The following is a 16,340-nucleotide window of genomic DNA, read 5'->3' as shown; positions in this document are numbered from 1 at the left end:
GGGTCCCGGGCAGCGAGGCGGAGGGCCGCCGCGCGGCCCTGGCGCGTACGGCGTCAGCTGTCCGTCGACCTGACGGTGCTCATGATCTTCTTGATCTCGGTGGGGGTCAGCGCGTTCGGGACCCCCTGGTCCGCGTAGATCACCCAGCCGTGCATGGTGCCGTCGGGGAGCTTCTGCGCGATGCTGTGCACGACAGCGGTCGGCGGGACGCAGGAGCCCGGCCGGTTGGTGACGGTGACCTTGGCGGTCGCGGTGTAGCCCTCGATACCGCCCTGCTTCAGCGGCTTGGGGGTGCTGACCTTGACCTTGGGCTTGTGCTCCTCGCCGCCGTACGCGGCGAAGCCCCAGTTGCCCGCCCAGTTGCGGGCGTTCTCCTGGAGCGAGCCGTCCTTGCCGCCGCCTGTGGTACCGACCGTGGCGAGCTGACCCTTGCCCGCCTCGCCCAACGCCTTCGGGTTGGGGCTCGAACTGCAGCCGCCCTCACGGTAGTTGGCGGCTCCCGTCATGACGACGATCGGCTTGCCGCCCTTGTCCGTGTAGGAGAGGGCCATGCCCTTGTCGAGGACCTTCCACTTCTTGGCCTTGGCCGGCACGTCGTAGCGGAAGTGGTGCTTCTTCCCCGTCTGTGTCTGCCACCCCGCCACCAGCGGCTTGTTGCCCGAGGGGCCCGCGGGCGCCGAGGACGGTGACAACGGTGACGACTCAGCCGAGGGCTTCTTGGCCGAGTCGGTGTCCTTGTCCTTGGACTTGCCCGTGTCGTCGTTGCACCCGCTCAGAGCGAGGGCCATGCCGATACCGAGGGCCACGACCAGGGTTTTCCTCTTCCGGCTTGCCGGTATCCGGATGAACGGCTCGCGCCGCGCGGCGCGCTGGGGATCGTTTGACGAAGACATGATCGCAACCCTATGGGAACCGCGCAGCCCTTCTTGACCCGGTGGGGCGGAAGCGTAGGCTCCACTGCCGACCCGACCGACGCCGTCGTCGGCGCCCCCTTTGCTCCCTCCGTCCAGGGTGTGTCCCCGGTCCAGCGGCTGGTGAGGTGAGACCTGCTTCCCCCGCCGACGGCGGGGGAAGCAGGTCTCAGTGGGCGGCGCCGAGTTCGATGCACAGGACGCCGATGACGATGAGGCCGATACCCAGCCCCATGACCTTGGTGAGAGGTTCCTGCCACAGGACGTGAGAGGCCACGGCGGTCAGTGCCACGCCGCTCGCCGCCCAGATGCCGTAGGCGATACCGAGGGCGAGGCCGCCGTCCAGTGTCAGGGTGAGGAAGGCGAACGCGGCCAGGTAGCCGACGAGCACCGCGACGAGCCACTTCTTGCCGCCACCCTGAGATGCCATCCGCAGTGACAGCGTGGCGGCGACTTCAGTCAGGATGGCGCCGGTCATGAAGAACCAGGTCATGGCGTCGCTCCTTCCTTCTCGTGCGAGCGGGCCCGCGCGGCCAGCGCGGCCTGCGAGCCGAGTTCGACGCACAGCACCCCGGCGACGACGAGAGCGATACCGACACCCATGATCGCGGTCAGGGGGTCCCCGAAGAGAGCGGTCGCCATCACGGCGGTCAGCGCGACGCCGGAGGCGCCCCAGATGCCGTAGGCGACACCGAGCGCCAGTCCTGCGCGCAGCACCATGGCCAGGCCGGCGAAGGCGCCGACGTAGCCGACCAGCACGAGGATGTACAGGGCCGGGTGGTCGAGGGCCCCGCGCAGAGAGAGCGCGGCGGTGACTTCGAGCAGGATCGCCGCGGTGAGCAGCAGCCATTTCCTCATGAGGGTGCCTCGTCTTCCAAGAGGGTCTCGGCCAGTGCGAGGAGCCGGTCACGGTCGTGGTCGGGGACGGGGAAGACGCCGGTGGTGGCGGCAACCCAGTAACCGTCGGCGAGCAGCCGGGCTGCGGTGAGCCGGGCACGTGCCGCGTCCGGGAGGGTGCTGGGGAGGGCGAGCCACGGTTCGAAGCGGCGCACCCAGGTGTCGGTCAGCGCGTCGCGGTAGTGCGCGTCCGAGTAGATCGCGTAGTCCGCCCGGTCGAACCGCGTGGTCAGGGCCACTTCGACATAGGCGCGAATCCGCTGGTGCGGAGAGGCCGCCTCCAGTGGCCGGCCCAGCCGGTCCAGCAGGAGCTTCTCCCATCTCTCGGCGACATGATCGACGACACCGAGCATCAGCGCTTCCTTGGTCGGAAAGTGGTACATCAGCCCCGGCTTGGTCAGCCCGACCTGCTTGGCCGCCGCGTCCAGAGTGATCGCCCCACCGCCTTCCACTCGGAGCAACTCCAGCGCACCGTCCAGGATCTGAGGCTTTGCGTTCCTTGCCATAGCGCTACTTTACCATCCGGAAGGTAAAGTAAGCGACGTCGCGGTGCTCCCGGCCGGCCGGTCGGCCGGCTGGCCGGCTGGCCGCGTGAGCCGCCCCCACGTCCGGTGGTGCCTGTGGAGCGCCCCGAGAGCGCTCGTGAGTTGAACGCCGGGCGCGACCGCGCCGGGCCCGCTCGCGATGGCAGGCGCGCGGCTCGCATGCGGCTCGCGCAGCATCACCGACCACCAGCACGCGGCGTTGACCCTGCTCAGGACCTGGAGGCGCACGGCGACCCGGCGGACCGGAGAGCTGCCGCTGCGTCTCCACCAGCGGTTCAGCGGGGGGGATGGCGGGCCCGGGATGGCCGCCGCGCAGCGCTTCTCCGCAGCGAGCAACCCGAGGCAGACGCCCGGGCAACCCGTACGACGTGGGCGAAAATCATCCGCCGGGCGAAAACCATCCGCCGCGAGAAGACAGTCATCGCTCCACGGCGGTTGAGAGGCCGAAGAACAAGCTCAGCGGCGCGGGGTCAGGGCCAGCGGCGGGGCGCCTCCGGGGAAGAGGTACTTGGCGGACAGAAGGGGGCGGCCTGACGCCGAGACGGTCTGGGTGAGGAGCAGGGCCGGTGTCTCCGGTGCGCGCGAGACGGCCCGGCCGCGTTCCTCTCCGAGCACGGTCGCGCCGAGCGTGCTGCGGGCCGTGAACGCCAGGCCGGGTGCGGCCTCCAGGAAGACGGCGAGCATGGTACCCGCGGCCACGGAACCCTCTTCGGTGACCTCGCCGGCGCCCGGGGCCGCGAGTGCCTCGATGAGCGCCGGCCCCGCGACGGTGCGCAGCACGGACTCGTCGGCGGCCCACTCGTGCGCGAAGCAGGCGGGTGCCCCGTCCACCTCGACGACGGTTTCCCAGAAGCGGGAGCGTTCGGCCGGAGCCATCCGCAGGTGGTGGCCGGAGAAGTCGGTCGGCTCCTCCAGTTCGACCGCGCGGCGGTGACACCGCACGGCGCCGGGGCCGAGCAACTCCTCGACGGGCAGCAGGCGTTCGAGCCCGGGAGCCGGCGGGCGCTGGTTGACCGTACTGCCCGAGCCCTGGCGGCGGGTGATGACGCCGTCCTCCTGGAGCAGGATGAGCACCTCGCGCAGGGCGGAGCGGCTCACGCCGAGGCGGCCTGCCAGCTCGGGCTCGGGGGGCAGCCTGGCGCCGGGCGGGAAGGTGCCGTCGTCGATGGCGGCCACGATCCGCTGGTAGAGCCGGACGCGGGGCGAGTGGCGGCGGTCTCCCTGTCGGGGCATAGCAGCTCCGGAAACTTATGTCGGACATTCTATGGCGACCGCATGGCTGTGACACCGAACCGGCCAGATGTGCGTTCCAGGGTAGCCCCGCCGTGATCCACCGCTTCCCGCCGGTCGGCGCACCCGGCGACCCGGAGGCCACCGCCCCGACGAGCAGGCGCTCGTACGCGTGCAGTGCCATGAGTCCGGAGCGCGGGCCCGGTGGCCGCGCCCGCTGGTGTTCCGCATCTCTCACCGGCGATCGCCGGTGACCCCCTTGTCCCGATCGCAGTGCGGGGCTAATCTCACCGCACATTATTTGTCCGACAATCTTGGATCGTCGGTGCGGGAGGCATCGCCTCCCGTGTCACGGCCCGGAGCTGTCACGCCCTCTCACGCGGAAGTAACACCCATGCCCGACATCACCTCCCGTCCGCTGCTCATGGACTGCGACACCGGCATCGACGACGCCATCGCGCTCCTCTACCTGTGCCAGACCCCGGGCGTCGACCTGCGCGCCGTCACGACGGTCGCCGGGAACACCAGCGCCGAACTGGCCGCGCGCAACACGCTCCAGGTGCTGGAGACCGCCGGCCGCGCCCGGATCCCCGTCGCCGCCGGCGCGGGCACCACCCTGCGCGGTGTGACACGCCCCGAGGCCGACTTCGTCCACGGAAAGGGCGGACTCGGCGGCGTCACGCGGCCGGACCCGACCACCGCGCTCGACCCCCGGCACGCCACCCGGCTCATCATCGACACCGCCGAGGAGGCCGGAGGCGAGCTGGAGATACTCGCCACCGCACCGCTGACCAACCTGGCCCTCGCCCTGCGCGAGGAACCCCGGCTGCCCGAACTGGTGCGGCACGTGACGGTGATGGGCGGCGCCATCCACCACCCGGGCAACATCAGCCCCGTCGCCGAGGCCAACATCGGCAACGACCCGGAAGCGGCCGAACTGGTGCTCTCCGCCGGCTGGGACGTCACCCTCGTCCCCCTCGATGTGACGATGCGCGAGAACCTCACCGAGGCGCACCGGCAGCGGCTGCTCGCCAACGGCACCCCGCTCTGCCAACTGGCGGGCGAGATCCTCGACTTCTACTTCACCTTCCACGAGGAGACGGCCCTGCCGTTCCGCGGCGCCGCCCTCCACGACCCGCTCGCCGCCGCCATCGCCATCGGCGAGGTCACGCCCACATCGGCGCCCCGGCTGTCCGTCACCGTCGACACGGCGGACGGCGCCGCACGGGGCGCCGTCGTCGCCGACACCCGCGGCCTGCACCGCGGTTACCCCGCACAGCCCGAAGCCAACGCGGCCGTGGTCCTGGAGACCGACGGCACCTTTCCCGAGCTGCTCATCGAGCGGCTGTGCCGGACAACGAGGTGAGACACGGCCATGGCACCTGATCCGACCGCCCCGCCCGCGCAGAAGACGGCGGGCACCGTGGCGCTGATGACAGCGCTGCTGGCCGCCTGTGTGGCCTTCCAGCTCAACGCCAGCATGCTCAGTCCCGCGCTGGTCACCATGGCACGCGAGCTGCGTACCGACGAGGCGGGCACCGGCCTTTCGCAGACGGCGTTCTTCACCGCCTGCGCGATGTTCTCCCTCTTCCTGCCCCGCTTCAGCGACATCGCGGGGCGCCGCCGTGTCCTGCTGGGGATGCTGGTCGTCCTCACCGCGGGCTCCGTACTGGCCGCGCTCGCGCCGAACATCGCGGTGCTCGACCTCGCGCGCGTCGTCCAGGGCGTCTCGGGCCCCGTCGTCCAGATCTCGCTGCTGACGCTGCGTTCCGAGGTCGCCGACCCCCGGCGCTTCGGCACCCTCATGGGCGTGGTCACCGCCGTCAACGGCGGCGTCGCCGGGGTGGACGCGCTGGCGGGCGGTTGGCTGGCCTCCACCTTCGGCTTCCGCAGCGTCTTTTGGACCATCGCCGTCGTCGCGGTACTGGCCGTCGTCGCGGTCGCGGTGGGCTGCCCCGAATCACGGCCCTCGGCCGGAACCCCGATGGACTGGCGAGGGGTGCTGCCGCTCGTGGTGAGCGCTGCGGCGCTGCTCCTGGCCGTTGAGCAGGCCAAGAAGCTCGGTTCAGCCAACTGGCCGCTCGCAGCGGGGCTGTTGGCGGTCGCCGCCCTCTCCTTCGCCGCGTTCTGGAAGACCGAGAAGGGCAGCCCGCATCCCCTGGTCCGGATCAGCGATCTGAAGCAGCGCGCCACCTGGGCGCCCCTGCTGACGACGCTGCTCACCCTCATCGGCGTGTTCGCGATCGTCAACGGCGTCCTCATCTCGTTCGTACAGAACGAGCACGCCGGATTCGGCATGGGCGCGAGCGTCGCCTCGCTGCTCTTCCTCACCCCGATCGCCCTGGTGGGCTGGCTCGTCGGGCCTTTCACCGGGCGGCTGGCGCCGGTCGTCGGCTACGGCCGGATGCTGCGCTGGGGCCTGTTGGGCAGCGCCGTAGTCGTCGCGGTGATGGCGCTGGTGGGCGTGCACTCGGTGCCGGTCATGATCGGCTGCACCGTCCTGCTGGGCGTCACCTACGCGGGCACCGCCAACATCATCCTCAACCTGCTCGGCGTCGTACTCGCCCCCAAGGACCACCCCGGCTTCCTCCCCGGGCTCATCTCGGCAGCGTTCGGGCTGGGCGCCGGCCTGAGCTTCGCGCTGCTCTCCGCCGTACAGGTCACGGGCAGCCCGCACGGCAGTTCCTCGACCGGCGGATACGTGGCCGCGATGCTCACCGGCGCCGCCGTCCTCGCCGCCGCCTACGCCACCTCGTTCCTCATCCCGCGCCCCCACACGGCCGAGATCCCCGCCTCCCCGCCCGAGTCGCACTCCGCCCCCTCCCCCGCAGAGACCTCACCATGACGACGGCGGCCGTGCCGGCCACCGCCGCCCCGGCCGCCGAAGCACCAGTCGTGCACAGCCAGGTTGCGCCGTCTTCAGACGCCAGCGTCTCGTTCACGTACGGCAGCGTCTCCTTCTGCACGACACCGTCTCGGCGGACTCGGGCAACGCTGACCGTACGCTCCCCGCGCCGCGGCGGATCACATGGTCACGGCGACGGTGCCGGAGACGCCGCTGCCGGCGCGGACCTCCAGTGCCTTGTTCAGGTCCGTGAGGGGGAAGGTGAGGGTGTTCAGGGCGAAGGTGCCGCTCCCCAGTTCGGTGAGCAGGGTGGTGAGCACGTCGTCGGGCACGCTGCGGCGGACCATGTTCACCGGCAGGAGGCTGACGTCGGCCGCCATGAGGTTGGGCAGGTCGAGGGTGAGGGTCTTCCCCGCGACGTAGCCGATCATGACGACTCGGCCGCCCGGCGCGATGGCGGGCAGCAGGGTGGGGACGGTGTCGCCGCCGACGGTGTCCAGTACGGCGTCGACGCCGCCCAGCGCCGCCAGCCGCTCCTGCGCCGCACGGCCCTGCCCGATGACGACCTCGGCAGCAGCCGAGGGCACGGCTGCTGCCTCCTTCTCGTCGCGGACCAGCGCGATGACATGTGCTCCCGCGCGTGCCGCCAGCTGCACGGCCATCGAGCCCACACCGCCGCGCGGCCCTGTGACCAGCACTCGCTCGCCCTCGCTGATCCGGCCGACGGGTCCGAGGGCAGCCCAGGCCGTGGTGACGGGTGCGAACCAGGTCGCGACGAGCGCCGCGTCGGCGCCGTCGGGGACCACCCGCACGGCATCCACCGGCGCGGCGACCTGCTGGGCCCATGTGCCGGCCCGCTCCAGGCCGACCCCGCCGCCCCGTACGAGTACCCGCTTGCCCACCAGAGACGGCTCCCCTGCCGTGACGGTGCCGACCCCGACAGCGCCGGGCGTGAAGGGCAGCTCCGGGCGGTAGGAGAAGGTCCCCGTCATCACGGTGAGGTCGAGATGGCCGACCGCCGCCGCCTCCATGGCGACCATCACCTCGCCATCGGCGGGCTGCCCCAGCGGGCCGGTCTCCTCGATCTCGACGGTCTTGCCCCAGGCGTACAGACGGGATGTCCGCATCTCGTACCTCTCGCGTTCTCGGCGGCTGCTCAGCGGCTTCTCAGCGGCCCGGAGCCGGTCCTTCGCCGGGGGCACCCCCGGCCCGGCCCGTCCGGCCCGGACATCGTAGAGTCGCGGAGGGCGTGACGGCACTGCCGCTCGCCACCGCAGGTGCTGCCACCTGCGCTTTCTCCGGGAAACTCGGACCCCTTTTCAGGGCCGATGCCCGGCTTGCCGGGAAAGCCGGACAAACTCCGAACATAACGCGCATATCTCGTGACGCGCAGTGCGGTAAAAGTCCAGCGGGTGTGAGCCCGCACATAGGGCGCACGTCACTTACGAACAGGGCTAGTGGTATGCGATAAGGCCACGACCTGGAATGCAATACCGCGAAACTGTTCCGCACATCCTTCGCCCCCGAATTCAGGTAGTACGTCACAGTATTGCTTAACCGATTCGGAGCCTCTAAGAATTTCCGTCGTCGCACGGCGCCGTGAAACAGAACTCGGCGTTCCCCCAGGGCTCCCCGCCTATGCGACGCCAGTGATGGAAAGGTTCCGATCTTCTTATGCCCAGCAATACTGGCTTCACGCTCAGCACGAAGGCCAAGAAGTATTCCTCGATCGGCCTCGGCACCGCCGGCGCCGCCGCGCTCGCCCTGACGGTTCTCCCCGGTACCGCGGCGCACGGTGACTCCGACCAGGCCATAGCCAAGAAGACCTCCACCCAGAGCGCCGCGTACTCGATGGACTCCTCGACTCTCCCCAAGCAGGGTCAGGAACTCACCACGCTGCCCGGTGGCAAGAAGCCGGACGCCAAGGACGATGCGAAGGACGCCAAGGGCGCCGACGCGAAGGACGAGAAGAAGACCGAGGCAGCGGCCGAGCCGCAGGACGCCAAGGAAGCGAAGGAAGCCAAGCAGGCGAAGGCGGCCAAGGAGGCGCAGGACGCAAAGGACCGCGCGGCCCAGGCAGCCAAGCAGGAGCGCGCCAAAAAGGAGGCGGCCTCGCGTTCGGCCAAGCGCGCCCCGGCCCAGCCCGCCTACCCCGACAACCTGGACGGCTGGATCCGCGAATCGCTGGCCGTCATGAAGCAGCACGGAATTCCCGGCTCCTACGAGGGCATCAAGCGCAACGTCATCCGCGAGTCGGGCGGCAATCCCCGCGCGATCAACAACTGGGACGTCAACGCCGTGAATGGCGTGCCTTCCAAGGGCCTGCTCCAGGTGATCAAGCCGACCTTCGACGCCTACCACGTCGAGGGAACTCCCGCCGACCAGTACGACCCGGTCGCGAACATCGTCGCGGCGTGCAACTACGCGGCGGACCGCTACGGTTCGATGGACAACGTCAACTCGGCCTACTGAGACTCGGAAATCCGGCTCGGTGCGCACACCGACCGCACCCACAACCGAGTACACCCGCCCTTGGCGGCCACACCCCTGCACACGGGGTATGGCCGCCAAGGGCATTTTCTGTGCCGACGGTTTCCAGGCGTAAGTGGTTCTGCTCTTCCCGCGAATGCCCTGCGCGCGAACCACTCGCCTCGACTCACCGGCAAAATCGGCAACGGAACGCGAAAAGCCACGCGATGTACGCGGCACGTAGCCTTACCGCGCACACTGTCCAGCCGCCCGGCGTTCCCGCTTAACGCCCCTCTTCCTCTTTACGTGGTCTCCCCGTTCAGTCTCCACGCTCAGTCTGGTTGGGGCCGCGCTCGACGGCCCGGGTGGTCCGGGCCTTCGGGCGGCTCCGTCACCCCGCGCCCCGTTCGGCAGAGGGGGCCGGCGACGCGATGGGGCGCAAGCGGTTCCTGCAACTCGGCCTCGGCGCCGCCGCAGTGGCCGGCCTGGCCGTCACCGGGCAGGTCCCCGCCTTCGCACGCGGCGGCCGGTCCAAGTCGCAGGCGTGGGTCGCGGCGAACATGAACCGGCTCCCCCGGCGGTACGCGGACTTCTCCGCCTACCCGATGTCCTACCGGAGGCAGATCTATCCGCTCCGGGCTCTTCAGTCCTCGGGTGAATACGCGAGGCAGCCCTCGGGGGAATACGTGGACCAGCCCTCGGAAGAACGCGCGGGTCAGCCCTCGGTGGAATGCGCGGGTTCGAACCTGTCGGGTCTGAACGGTTCGAGTGCCGGTAGCCGTTCGCCTTTCAGGAGTTCTTCCGCCACGAGTTCGGCGAGACCGGCGCCGAGAGTCACCCCGCTGTGGGTCACCACCACATAGGGGCTGCCTTCTCCCGCAACGGGGCCCACGACCGGCAATCCGTCCAGCGGCAAAGGCCGCACGCACACTTTTCTCGCGAGGATTTCCGCGTCCTTGAGCGAGGGCACAAGAGAGCGGGCGCGCTCCAGAAGGGTCGTGGCCCAGGCGTCGAGTTCGTGGTCCGGGGTGTGGAGATCGACGGTCACATCTCCCGCCTCCAGATGGACCTGCCCGCTGTCGACGCCGTGCGCGCGCAGGTGTACGAGGGGAGTGTGCAGCACGCGTACGGGTGCCTCGCGCACGGGGCCGACCCGGACGACCAGTGCGGGCGCCGAGGAGCCCGGCGGCTCGGGATCGACGATCGGGACGCCGACCCCGGGCGCTCCCGCCAGCCGCGTCACCTCCGGTGTCCACCGGCCCGCGCAGCACACCACGGTGTCGGCCTCCAACTGCCCCCCGTCCGCCGTACGCACCACACGCGGCCCGCTGCCCTCGCCCTCCACCGCGGTCACCTGCCCTGAGCTGCCGGTGCGCACTTCGGCGCCGCGCGCCCGTGCCCGCTGCACGAGGGAGGCGATCAGCGGCTCGGTGAGCACATAGCCCTCCCCGGGGAACCAGGAGGCGTGCGCGACATCCGGGGGCAGGTCCAGCGCGGGTTCGAGGCGGGCTGCCTCGTGCCGGTCCACCAGTTCGGCCGCGTATCCCCAGGCGCTCATCCACGCGACCCGCTCGGCCAGCAGCCGCGTGCCCCTCTCGGTCCCGGCCCAGCGGAGGTTGCCGACCGGCCGGTACCACGTGTCGCCGTCCGTGCGCCTCGCCAGCCGTTCCCACGCGGCCATGCCGTGCACGCCGAGGTCGTGATAGGCGCGCGGTGACTTGCCGTTGGAGTTGAGCCAGGCGAGGCTCCAGCGGCTGGTGCCCCGCCCAGGTTGGTCCCGGTCCAGCAGTGTGACCTCGACGGATGTGTCCCGTTCCGCGGTCAGCCGGTGGGCGAGCGCGGCCCCCAGGACTCCCGCTCCGATGACGGCGATGCGCCGCGATGCCATGTGCCTCCTTCGTACGTGTCCCACTCCGTCGTACCCCGGCCCCTCCGCACCGCGAAGGCGCGTGCGCGTCGGCCAGCTCCGTCCGTTCGCGTGTCAGGACCCCGTGCCGGGAGGCGGCCCCGTGGAGTCGCGCGTGACCAACCGTCCGCGCAGCACCAGACGTTGCCCGTCCTCGGTGCCGGTGGCGGTGGCAGTGGCACGTGGCGAGCCCGGCCCCGTGCCCTTGCCCGTCCCGCGGGCGCCCGCTGCCGGTTCCGTCCCGCCGGTTTCCGCTTCCCGCTCCGTTCCCCGGGTACTGCCGCCGCCTTCGCGCCGTTCCCTGATCCGCTCCAGCAGGCGCTCGGCCGCCGTGCTGCCCAGTTCGCGGTTCGGCTGGCGTACGACCGTCAGGCGGGGCCTGACCAGGGTGGTCCACTCCTGGTCGTCGAAGCCGACGAGCGAGATGTCGTCGGGGCACGCGCGCCCACTGCGCTGGAGCGCGGCGACCGCGCCCGAGGCGAGCACGTTGTCGGTGCAGAACAGTGCGGTGACCCCCGGATCGCGGCGCAGGAGGCGCAGCACGGCGTGTGCGGCGGCGTCCCTGTCGTAGGGGGAATGGACGATCAGCCCGGGTTCGGGGGTGAGCCCGGCGCGGCGCATCGCCGCGAGGTAGCCCACGAGCCGTGCGGCGCTGGGCCGTTCGGCGTCGCCGTCGGCCGAGGCGGCGTCGCGCAGCCGGGGGAAGTCCTCGGCCGCCTCGCTGAGTACGGCGATACGGCGGTGACCGAGCCGTACGAGGTGTCCCACGGCGCTCCGTGCGCAGGAGGTGTTGTTGACGATGACCTGGTCGACCTGCGGCAACGTGGGCAGCGGCCGGTCGAGCAGGACGAGCGGGAGCCCGGCGTCCGCCAGGGCGCGCAGCCGGTCGGCGCTGTCGGGCGACTGGGGCGCGACGATCAGCCCGTCGACGCGTTTCTCCCACATGACCTGGATCGCCCGCCGCTCAGCTTCCGGGTCGGAGTCGGTGTTGGCCAGCAGCATCTCGTAGCCGGCGGCGCGGACGACATCCGTGACGGCGCGTACGGCGTTGGCGAAGAAGGAGTTGCCGACATCGGTGACGATGACGCCGACGGTCTCCGTCGAGCCGTGGATGAGGCTGCGGGCAAGGCCGTTGGGCCGGTAGGACAGGCGGCGGGCCGCGTCCTCGACCTTGGCGCGCGAGGCGGGGCTCGCCTGTCCGTAGCCGCCCAGAACACGGCCGGCCGTTGCGGTGGAGACGCCTGCCTCGCGGGCGACCTCGACGATGCTCGGAGGATTCGAGCCTCTTTCCCTGTGCGGCACCTCGCCCCTCTCCGACCCGGCCGGCCGTCTCGAAAATCTCTTCCCGGGAACCTGTTGACGACAGTCTAAGGGCGCTGAGAAGGTTCTCACCACTGCCACTGAGAACCTTCTCAGTCCCGGTTCCCGATCCCGGAACCGGTGTCTCGTACCGGGCCGGCTCCGCATGCCGCTGCCCGGCGTTCCGGTGGCGGACGCACCTGTCCCGTTCCAAGGAGATCCTCCCGATGCCGTCGCCAGTCGCCGTCGACCCCATCCCGCTCGCCACCGACCTCACCCCGACCCTGGAGCGCACCGTCGCCCAGGCGGCCACGGCACGTGAGCTGGCGTCCCGCCTCACCGACCGGCTGCGCACCGTCTACTTCGTCGGCTGCGGCGGCTCGTTCTACTCGACGTTCCCCGCGCAGGACCTGATGGAGAGCCACGCGGTCTCGCCTGTCTCGCACCGGATGACGGCCGCCGAGATGATCCACCGCCCGCTGGCCGGGCTCGACAGCTCGGCGCTCGTTGTCGCCTCCTCGCACTCGGGTGCCACGCCCGAGACCCTGGAGGCGGTCCAGCTCGCCAAGAAGGCGGGCGCCACCGTCGCGGGAATCGCGCGGGCCGGGGACTCGGCGATGGCCGAAGAGGCCGATGTGCTCTTCGACTATCCGAGCGATGTGACCGTCACCGAGCCCAAGGCCATCCACTTCACGCAGGTCGCCCTCGCCGTGCTGGAAGCGGCCGGCGCGCTCCCCGACCCGCGGGCCGCCTGGCGCGCGGTCGAGGCGATCCCGGAGGCGCTGACGTCGGCCAAGCAGGAGGTGGCCCCGCTCGGTGCCCGCGTGGGTGCCCAGTGGCGGGACGCCGACCTGGTCTACGTGCTCGGCGCCGGGCCCAACTCCGGTGCGGCCAACGCGCTCGCGGCCTGCTATCTCCAGGAGATGAACTGGCTGCACGCCTCCGCGGTCAGCGCGGGTGACTTCTTCCACGGGCCCTTCGAGATCATCGGGCAGCACCCGGTGCTCATCCTCAACGGCGAGGACTCCACCCGCCCCATGGGCGAACGTGCCGTCGCCTTCGCCGAGCGCTACTACGACACCCACGCGGTGCTGGACTCCGCCGACTTCACCCTGCCCGGTGTCCCCGAGGGCCAGCGCGGACTGATCAGTCCGCTCGCCATCGCCTCGGCCTCCCGGCGGCTGCTGGACTTCTGCGCCGCCGAACGCGGCCACAACACCGCACAGCGCAGGTACATGTACCGGGTCGCGTACTGATGGGGCGCGTGCGTCTGCTGGGGATCGGCGACAACGTCGTCGACCGGTACGCCGGAGCGGCTGTGCCCGAGGGCGCAGGCGGCACCATGTTCCCCGGCGGCAACGCCGTCAACGTCGCGGTGTACGCGCGCAGGGCCGGGGCCGAAGCCTCGTACTGGGGCGTGACGGGGGACGACCCCGCGGGGGAGGTCGTACGGGCAGGTCTGCGCGCTGAGCGTGTCGACACCTCCCGCGTTCGCACGGCGCACGGGCCCAACGCCTGGGCGGAGATCGGGCTGGAGGACGGCGACCGGGTCTTCAGGGGCTCGGACGACGGTGTCTCCGCGTTCTCCCTCGGTCCTGACGATCTGCGCGCGCTGGGCTCTTACGACCTCGCGCACACCGCCTACAGCGGCTCGCTCGCCGCGCAGGTGCCGCAGATGGCCGCCCGTACCGCGGTCTCGTTCGACTTCTCGCACCACTGGCGTGAGCCGTGGGCCGAGCCCCTTCTTCCCCATCTGTACCTCGCGGTGTTCTCCGCGTCACAGCTGGATGAGGAGGATTCGATCAGACTGCTCCGCACAGCGACGGACCAGGGCGCCCGCTGGGCCCTGGCCACGCGGGGAGCCGAGGGCGCCGTGCTCACCGACGGCACGGCTCTCTGGCGCCGGCGCGCGGTCCGTACCCGGGCCGTGGACACCCTCGGAGCCGGGGACGCCTTCGTCGGCACCCTTCTCACCACCCTCGTCGCGGACGGCGACCCGGAATCCGGGCTCGCTCACGCGGCCGAGGCGGCGGCGTCCGCATGCACCGAGTACGGCGGATTCGGCCATGGAGCTCCCCTCTCCAGCACCCCCGTTCCCTCACGAGTCCAGGCAGGAAAACCATGACATTGCGCATCGGTGTCGACACCGGAGGCACCTTCACCGACGTCGTCGCCTTCGACGAGGAGAGCGGCGGTATCCATGTGCGGAAGGTGTCCAGCACCCCCGACGACCCGGGCCGCGCGATCGTGGACGGGGTCCAGGAGATCCTGCGCCAGATGGGCGGGGCAGACCAGGAGGGTGCCGAGCGCACCATGGCGGAGGTGGCCTACTTCGCGCACGGCACCACGGTCGGCACCAACGCGCTGCTCACCCAGCGGGGCGCCCGCACGGGTGTGATCACGACACGGGGCTTCCGCGATCTGCTGGAGCTGGGCCGGGGCCGCCGGCCGCGGCTCTACGACCTCCAGGCGGACAAGCCCGTGCCCTTCGCGCCGCGCGATCTGCGCCTGGAGATGACCGAGCGGGTACGCCACGACGGGCGGGTCGAGACGCCGCTGGACGAACAGGACGTGCGTACGGCCGCGAAGACGCTGCGCGAGCGGGACGTACAGGCGGTCGCCGTCTGTCTGCTCTACAGCTTTCTGCACCCCGCGCACGAGGAGCGCATCGGGGAGATCCTCGCCGAGGAGCTGCCCGGGGTCCATGTCTCCCTCTCCAGCCGGGTGCTGCCGGAGTTCCGCGAGTACGAGCGCCTGTCGACGGTGGCCACCAACGCCTATGTGGGGCCCGTCGTCTCCGCTTACCTCGCCAGGCTCAGGCAGCGGCTGGCGGCGTGCGGCCTGGGCGCCGTACCGCATGTGACCCAGTCCAACGGCGGCATCATCCCGTTCGAGGCCGCCGAGGAGTTCCCCGTCCGCATGGTGCTCTCGGGGCCCAGTACCGGAGTGGTCGGCGCAGCCGGGATCTGTCTGGCCGCTGGACACCCCGACATCATCACCTTCGACATGGGCGGTACCTCCTCGGACGTCTCCCTGGTCAGGGACGGGGTGCCGAAGGTGACCACCGGCATGGAGCTGGACGGGCGCCCCATCCGCACGCCCATGCTGGACATCCACACCGTGGGCGCGGGCGGCGGCTCGCTCGCCCGGGTGGACGCCGGCGGTCACCTCAAGGTCGGTCCGGCCAGCGCCGGCGCGGATCCTGGCCCCGCCTGCTACGGCAAGGGGACCGAGGCTTCGGTGACCGACGCCAACGTCGTGCTGCACACGCTCAACCCCACCGAGCTGCTGGGCGGCCGGATGTCCGTGGACGAGGGCGCGGCCCGCGCGGCCGTCGGCCGGCTCGCCGAGCGCGCCGGGCTCGGCATCGAGGAGACGGCGCAGGGCATCCTCCGGGTCGTCACGGCGAACATGGCGCGTGCCATCCGCGTGATCTCCGTGCAGCGCGGCTACGACCCCCGCGACTACGCCCTCGTGCCCTTCGGCGGCGCCGGACCGCTGCATGCCTCGCGGCTCGCCCGTGAGCTGGGGATGCGCACGGTGGTCGTGCCGCCGACGCCCGGGGCCCAGTCGGCGCTCGGGCTGCTGATGACCGACGTACGGGCTGACTTCTCGCGCACCCGTATCCAGCCCTTCGCCGCCGCCTCGGCCGCGCGGCTGGGAGAGCTGTACGGGGAGCTGGCGGCCGAGGCCGCGACCTGGTTCGAGAGCGAAGAGGTCGCACCGGGGGACCGGAGCACCCAGCGCACCGCCGAACTGCGCTACGCGGGACAGAACTACGAGATCCCGGTACCGGTACCCGAAGGCCCCCTCGACGGCGACGCCGTCGGCGCCGTACTGGAGTCCTTCAGTACGGAGCACCGGCGCCTGTACGGGTACGACTCGCCCGGCGAGCCCGTCGAGGCGGTCACGCTACGGGTCCGTGCGGTGGGCTCCGTTCCCCAGGCGGAGCTGCCGCGCGAGCAGCCCGGCGGCGCCGAAGCCTCCGCCTCCCGTACCGGCGTGCGCGAGGTCCACCTGCCGGAGCTGGGCGGCTTCACACCCGTCCCCGTGCACAGCCGCGAGCTGATGAGGCCGGGCAACCGTGTCGAGGGCCCCGCCGTGATCGAGCAGATGGACACCACCACCGTGCTGCTGCCCGGCGACCTGCTCACCGTCGACGCGCACTCCAACCTCGTCATCGAGCTCAGCGAACTCACCGAACCGGCCGCCGCGCGGCGGTAGCCGTACCGAACAGG

The 16,340-nt window shown here is 71.2% G+C and carries 14 protein-coding genes; 6 read left to right on the top strand and 8 right to left on the bottom strand.

The features are described from left to right. Positions 1–53: 53 nt before the first annotated feature. From NMN56_RS09340 to NMN56_RS09320, 5 genes are all read right to left on the bottom strand, one after another. Positions 54–893 (bottom strand): DUF8017 domain-containing protein, encoded by an 840-nt coding sequence (locus tag NMN56_RS09340; protein ID WP_274042464.1) that lies wholly within the window; start codon positions 891–893, stop codon positions 54–56. Positions 894–1,080: 187 nt separating this feature from the next. Beyond that, a complete protein-coding gene (locus NMN56_RS09335) occupies positions 1,081–1,404 on the bottom strand; it encodes a DMT family transporter (protein WP_274042463.1) in 324 nt (107 codons plus the stop codon). Further along, positions 1,401–1,769 carry a DMT family transporter gene (locus NMN56_RS09330; RefSeq protein ID WP_274042462.1) on the bottom strand — a complete coding sequence of 123 codons (369 nt, stop codon included), beginning with the start codon at positions 1,767–1,769 and terminating at the stop codon, positions 1,401–1,403. Before NMN56_RS09330 ends, NMN56_RS09335 begins: the two co-directional genes overlap by 4 nt. Then, the gene (locus NMN56_RS09325; RefSeq protein ID WP_274042461.1) at positions 1,766–2,314 is read right to left on the bottom strand and encodes a TetR/AcrR family transcriptional regulator; all 549 of its coding nucleotides are present in this window, start codon (positions 2,312–2,314) and stop codon (positions 1,766–1,768) included. Before NMN56_RS09325 ends, NMN56_RS09330 begins: the two co-directional genes overlap by 4 nt. Before the next feature lie 495 nt (positions 2,315–2,809). Further along, positions 2,810–3,586, bottom strand: coding sequence for a GntR family transcriptional regulator (locus NMN56_RS09320; RefSeq protein WP_274042460.1), 777 nt, complete (start codon positions 3,584–3,586; stop codon positions 2,810–2,812). Between the two features lie 391 nt (positions 3,587–3,977). Here NMN56_RS09320 and NMN56_RS09315 point away from each other — a divergent pair, with 391 nt between their 5' ends. Together NMN56_RS09315 and uriT are read left to right on the top strand one after the other, a co-directional pair. Next, complete coding sequence (locus tag NMN56_RS09315) at positions 3,978–4,949, top strand: nucleoside hydrolase (protein WP_274042458.1); 972 nt, start codon at positions 3,978–3,980, stop codon at positions 4,947–4,949. A 9-nt stretch (positions 4,950–4,958) separates the two neighbouring features. Then, positions 4,959–6,428, top strand: a complete 1,470-nt coding sequence (gene uriT, locus NMN56_RS09310) for a uridine transporter UriT (protein ID WP_274042457.1) — start codon at positions 4,959–4,961, stop codon at positions 6,426–6,428. 179 nt (positions 6,429–6,607) lie between these two features. On the opposite strand, the gene NMN56_RS09305 is transcribed toward uriT, so the two are convergent. Continuing rightward, on the bottom strand, positions 6,608–7,555 hold the full coding sequence (locus NMN56_RS09305) for a quinone oxidoreductase family protein (protein ID WP_274042456.1): 948 nt from the start codon (positions 7,553–7,555) through the stop codon (positions 6,608–6,610). 547 nt (positions 7,556–8,102) lie between these two features. On the opposite strand from NMN56_RS09305, the gene NMN56_RS09300 reads away from it, so the two are divergent. Beyond that, a complete protein-coding gene (locus NMN56_RS09300; protein WP_274042455.1) occupies positions 8,103–8,900 on the top strand; it encodes a transglycosylase SLT domain-containing protein in 798 nt (265 codons plus the stop codon). A 712-nt stretch (positions 8,901–9,612) separates the two neighbouring features. On the opposite strand, the gene NMN56_RS09295 is transcribed toward NMN56_RS09300, so the two are convergent. Both NMN56_RS09295 and NMN56_RS09290 read right to left on the bottom strand, forming a co-directional pair. Beyond that, positions 9,613–10,785 carry an NAD(P)/FAD-dependent oxidoreductase gene (locus NMN56_RS09295; protein WP_274042454.1) on the bottom strand — a complete coding sequence of 391 codons (1,173 nt, stop codon included), beginning with the start codon at positions 10,783–10,785 and terminating at the stop codon, positions 9,613–9,615. A 93-nt stretch (positions 10,786–10,878) separates the two neighbouring features. Continuing rightward, complete coding sequence (locus NMN56_RS09290) at positions 10,879–12,105, bottom strand: LacI family DNA-binding transcriptional regulator (RefSeq protein ID WP_274042453.1); 1,227 nt, start codon at positions 12,103–12,105, stop codon at positions 10,879–10,881. A 224-nt stretch (positions 12,106–12,329) separates the two neighbouring features. Between NMN56_RS09290 and NMN56_RS09285 the strand changes: the two genes are divergently transcribed. Genes NMN56_RS09285 through NMN56_RS09275 form a run of 3 tightly spaced genes read left to right on the top strand, consistent with a single transcriptional unit; the run spans position 12,330 to position 16,326 of the window. Next, a complete protein-coding gene (locus NMN56_RS09285; protein ID WP_274042451.1) occupies positions 12,330–13,358 on the top strand; it encodes an SIS domain-containing protein in 1,029 nt (342 codons plus the stop codon). Next, positions 13,358–14,227 carry a PfkB family carbohydrate kinase gene (locus tag NMN56_RS09280; RefSeq protein WP_274042450.1) on the top strand — a complete coding sequence of 290 codons (870 nt, stop codon included), beginning with the start codon at positions 13,358–13,360 and terminating at the stop codon, positions 14,225–14,227. The genes NMN56_RS09285 and NMN56_RS09280 overlap by 1 nt, the downstream gene beginning before the upstream one ends. After that, positions 14,224–16,326: a hydantoinase/oxoprolinase family protein gene (locus tag NMN56_RS09275; protein WP_274042448.1), complete on the top strand. Its 2,103-nt coding sequence runs from the start codon at positions 14,224–14,226 to the stop codon at positions 16,324–16,326. Before NMN56_RS09280 ends, NMN56_RS09275 begins: the two co-directional genes overlap by 4 nt. The last annotated feature ends 14 nt before the right edge of the window (positions 16,327–16,340 follow it).

The sequence above is a fragment of the Streptomyces iconiensis genome, from assembly GCF_028657195.3.
In the GTDB taxonomy this organism is placed as follows: Bacteria; Actinomycetota; Actinomycetes; order Streptomycetales; family Streptomycetaceae; genus Streptomyces; species Streptomyces iconiensis.
This window is presented reverse-complemented; position numbering and strand designations above follow the sequence as displayed.

What these genes read in the sequence shown, in the direction of transcription:
- NMN56_RS09285 (WP_274042451.1), top strand. Translation starts at nt 12,330, where the DNA reads ATGCCGTCGCCAGTCGCCGTCGACCCCATCCCGCTCGCCACCGACCTC.
- NMN56_RS09305 (WP_274042456.1), bottom strand. Translation starts at nt 7,555, where the DNA reads ATGCGGACATCCCGTCTGTACGCCTGGGGCAAGACCGTCGAGATCGAG.
- NMN56_RS09335 (WP_274042463.1), bottom strand. Translation starts at nt 1,404, where the DNA reads ATGACCTGGTTCTTCATGACCGGCGCCATCCTGACTGAAGTCGCCGCC.
- NMN56_RS09280 (WP_274042450.1), top strand. Translation starts at nt 13,358, where the DNA reads ATGGGGCGCGTGCGTCTGCTGGGGATCGGCGACAACGTCGTCGACCGG.
- NMN56_RS09275 (WP_274042448.1), top strand. Translation starts at nt 14,224, where the DNA reads ATGACATTGCGCATCGGTGTCGACACCGGAGGCACCTTCACCGACGTC.
- NMN56_RS09340 (WP_274042464.1), bottom strand. Translation starts at nt 893, where the DNA reads ATGTCTTCGTCAAACGATCCCCAGCGCGCCGCGCGGCGCGAGCCGTTC.
- uriT (WP_274042457.1), top strand. Translation starts at nt 4,959, where the DNA reads ATGGCACCTGATCCGACCGCCCCGCCCGCGCAGAAGACGGCGGGCACC.
- NMN56_RS09300 (WP_274042455.1), top strand. Translation starts at nt 8,103, where the DNA reads ATGCCCAGCAATACTGGCTTCACGCTCAGCACGAAGGCCAAGAAGTAT.
- NMN56_RS09320 (WP_274042460.1), bottom strand. Translation starts at nt 3,586, where the DNA reads ATGCCCCGACAGGGAGACCGCCGCCACTCGCCCCGCGTCCGGCTCTAC.
- NMN56_RS09315 (WP_274042458.1), top strand. Translation starts at nt 3,978, where the DNA reads ATGCCCGACATCACCTCCCGTCCGCTGCTCATGGACTGCGACACCGGC.
- NMN56_RS09325 (WP_274042461.1), bottom strand. Translation starts at nt 2,314, where the DNA reads ATGGCAAGGAACGCAAAGCCTCAGATCCTGGACGGTGCGCTGGAGTTG.
- NMN56_RS09295 (WP_274042454.1), bottom strand. Translation starts at nt 10,785, where the DNA reads ATGGCATCGCGGCGCATCGCCGTCATCGGAGCGGGAGTCCTGGGGGCC.
- NMN56_RS09330 (WP_274042462.1), bottom strand. Translation starts at nt 1,769, where the DNA reads ATGAGGAAATGGCTGCTGCTCACCGCGGCGATCCTGCTCGAAGTCACC.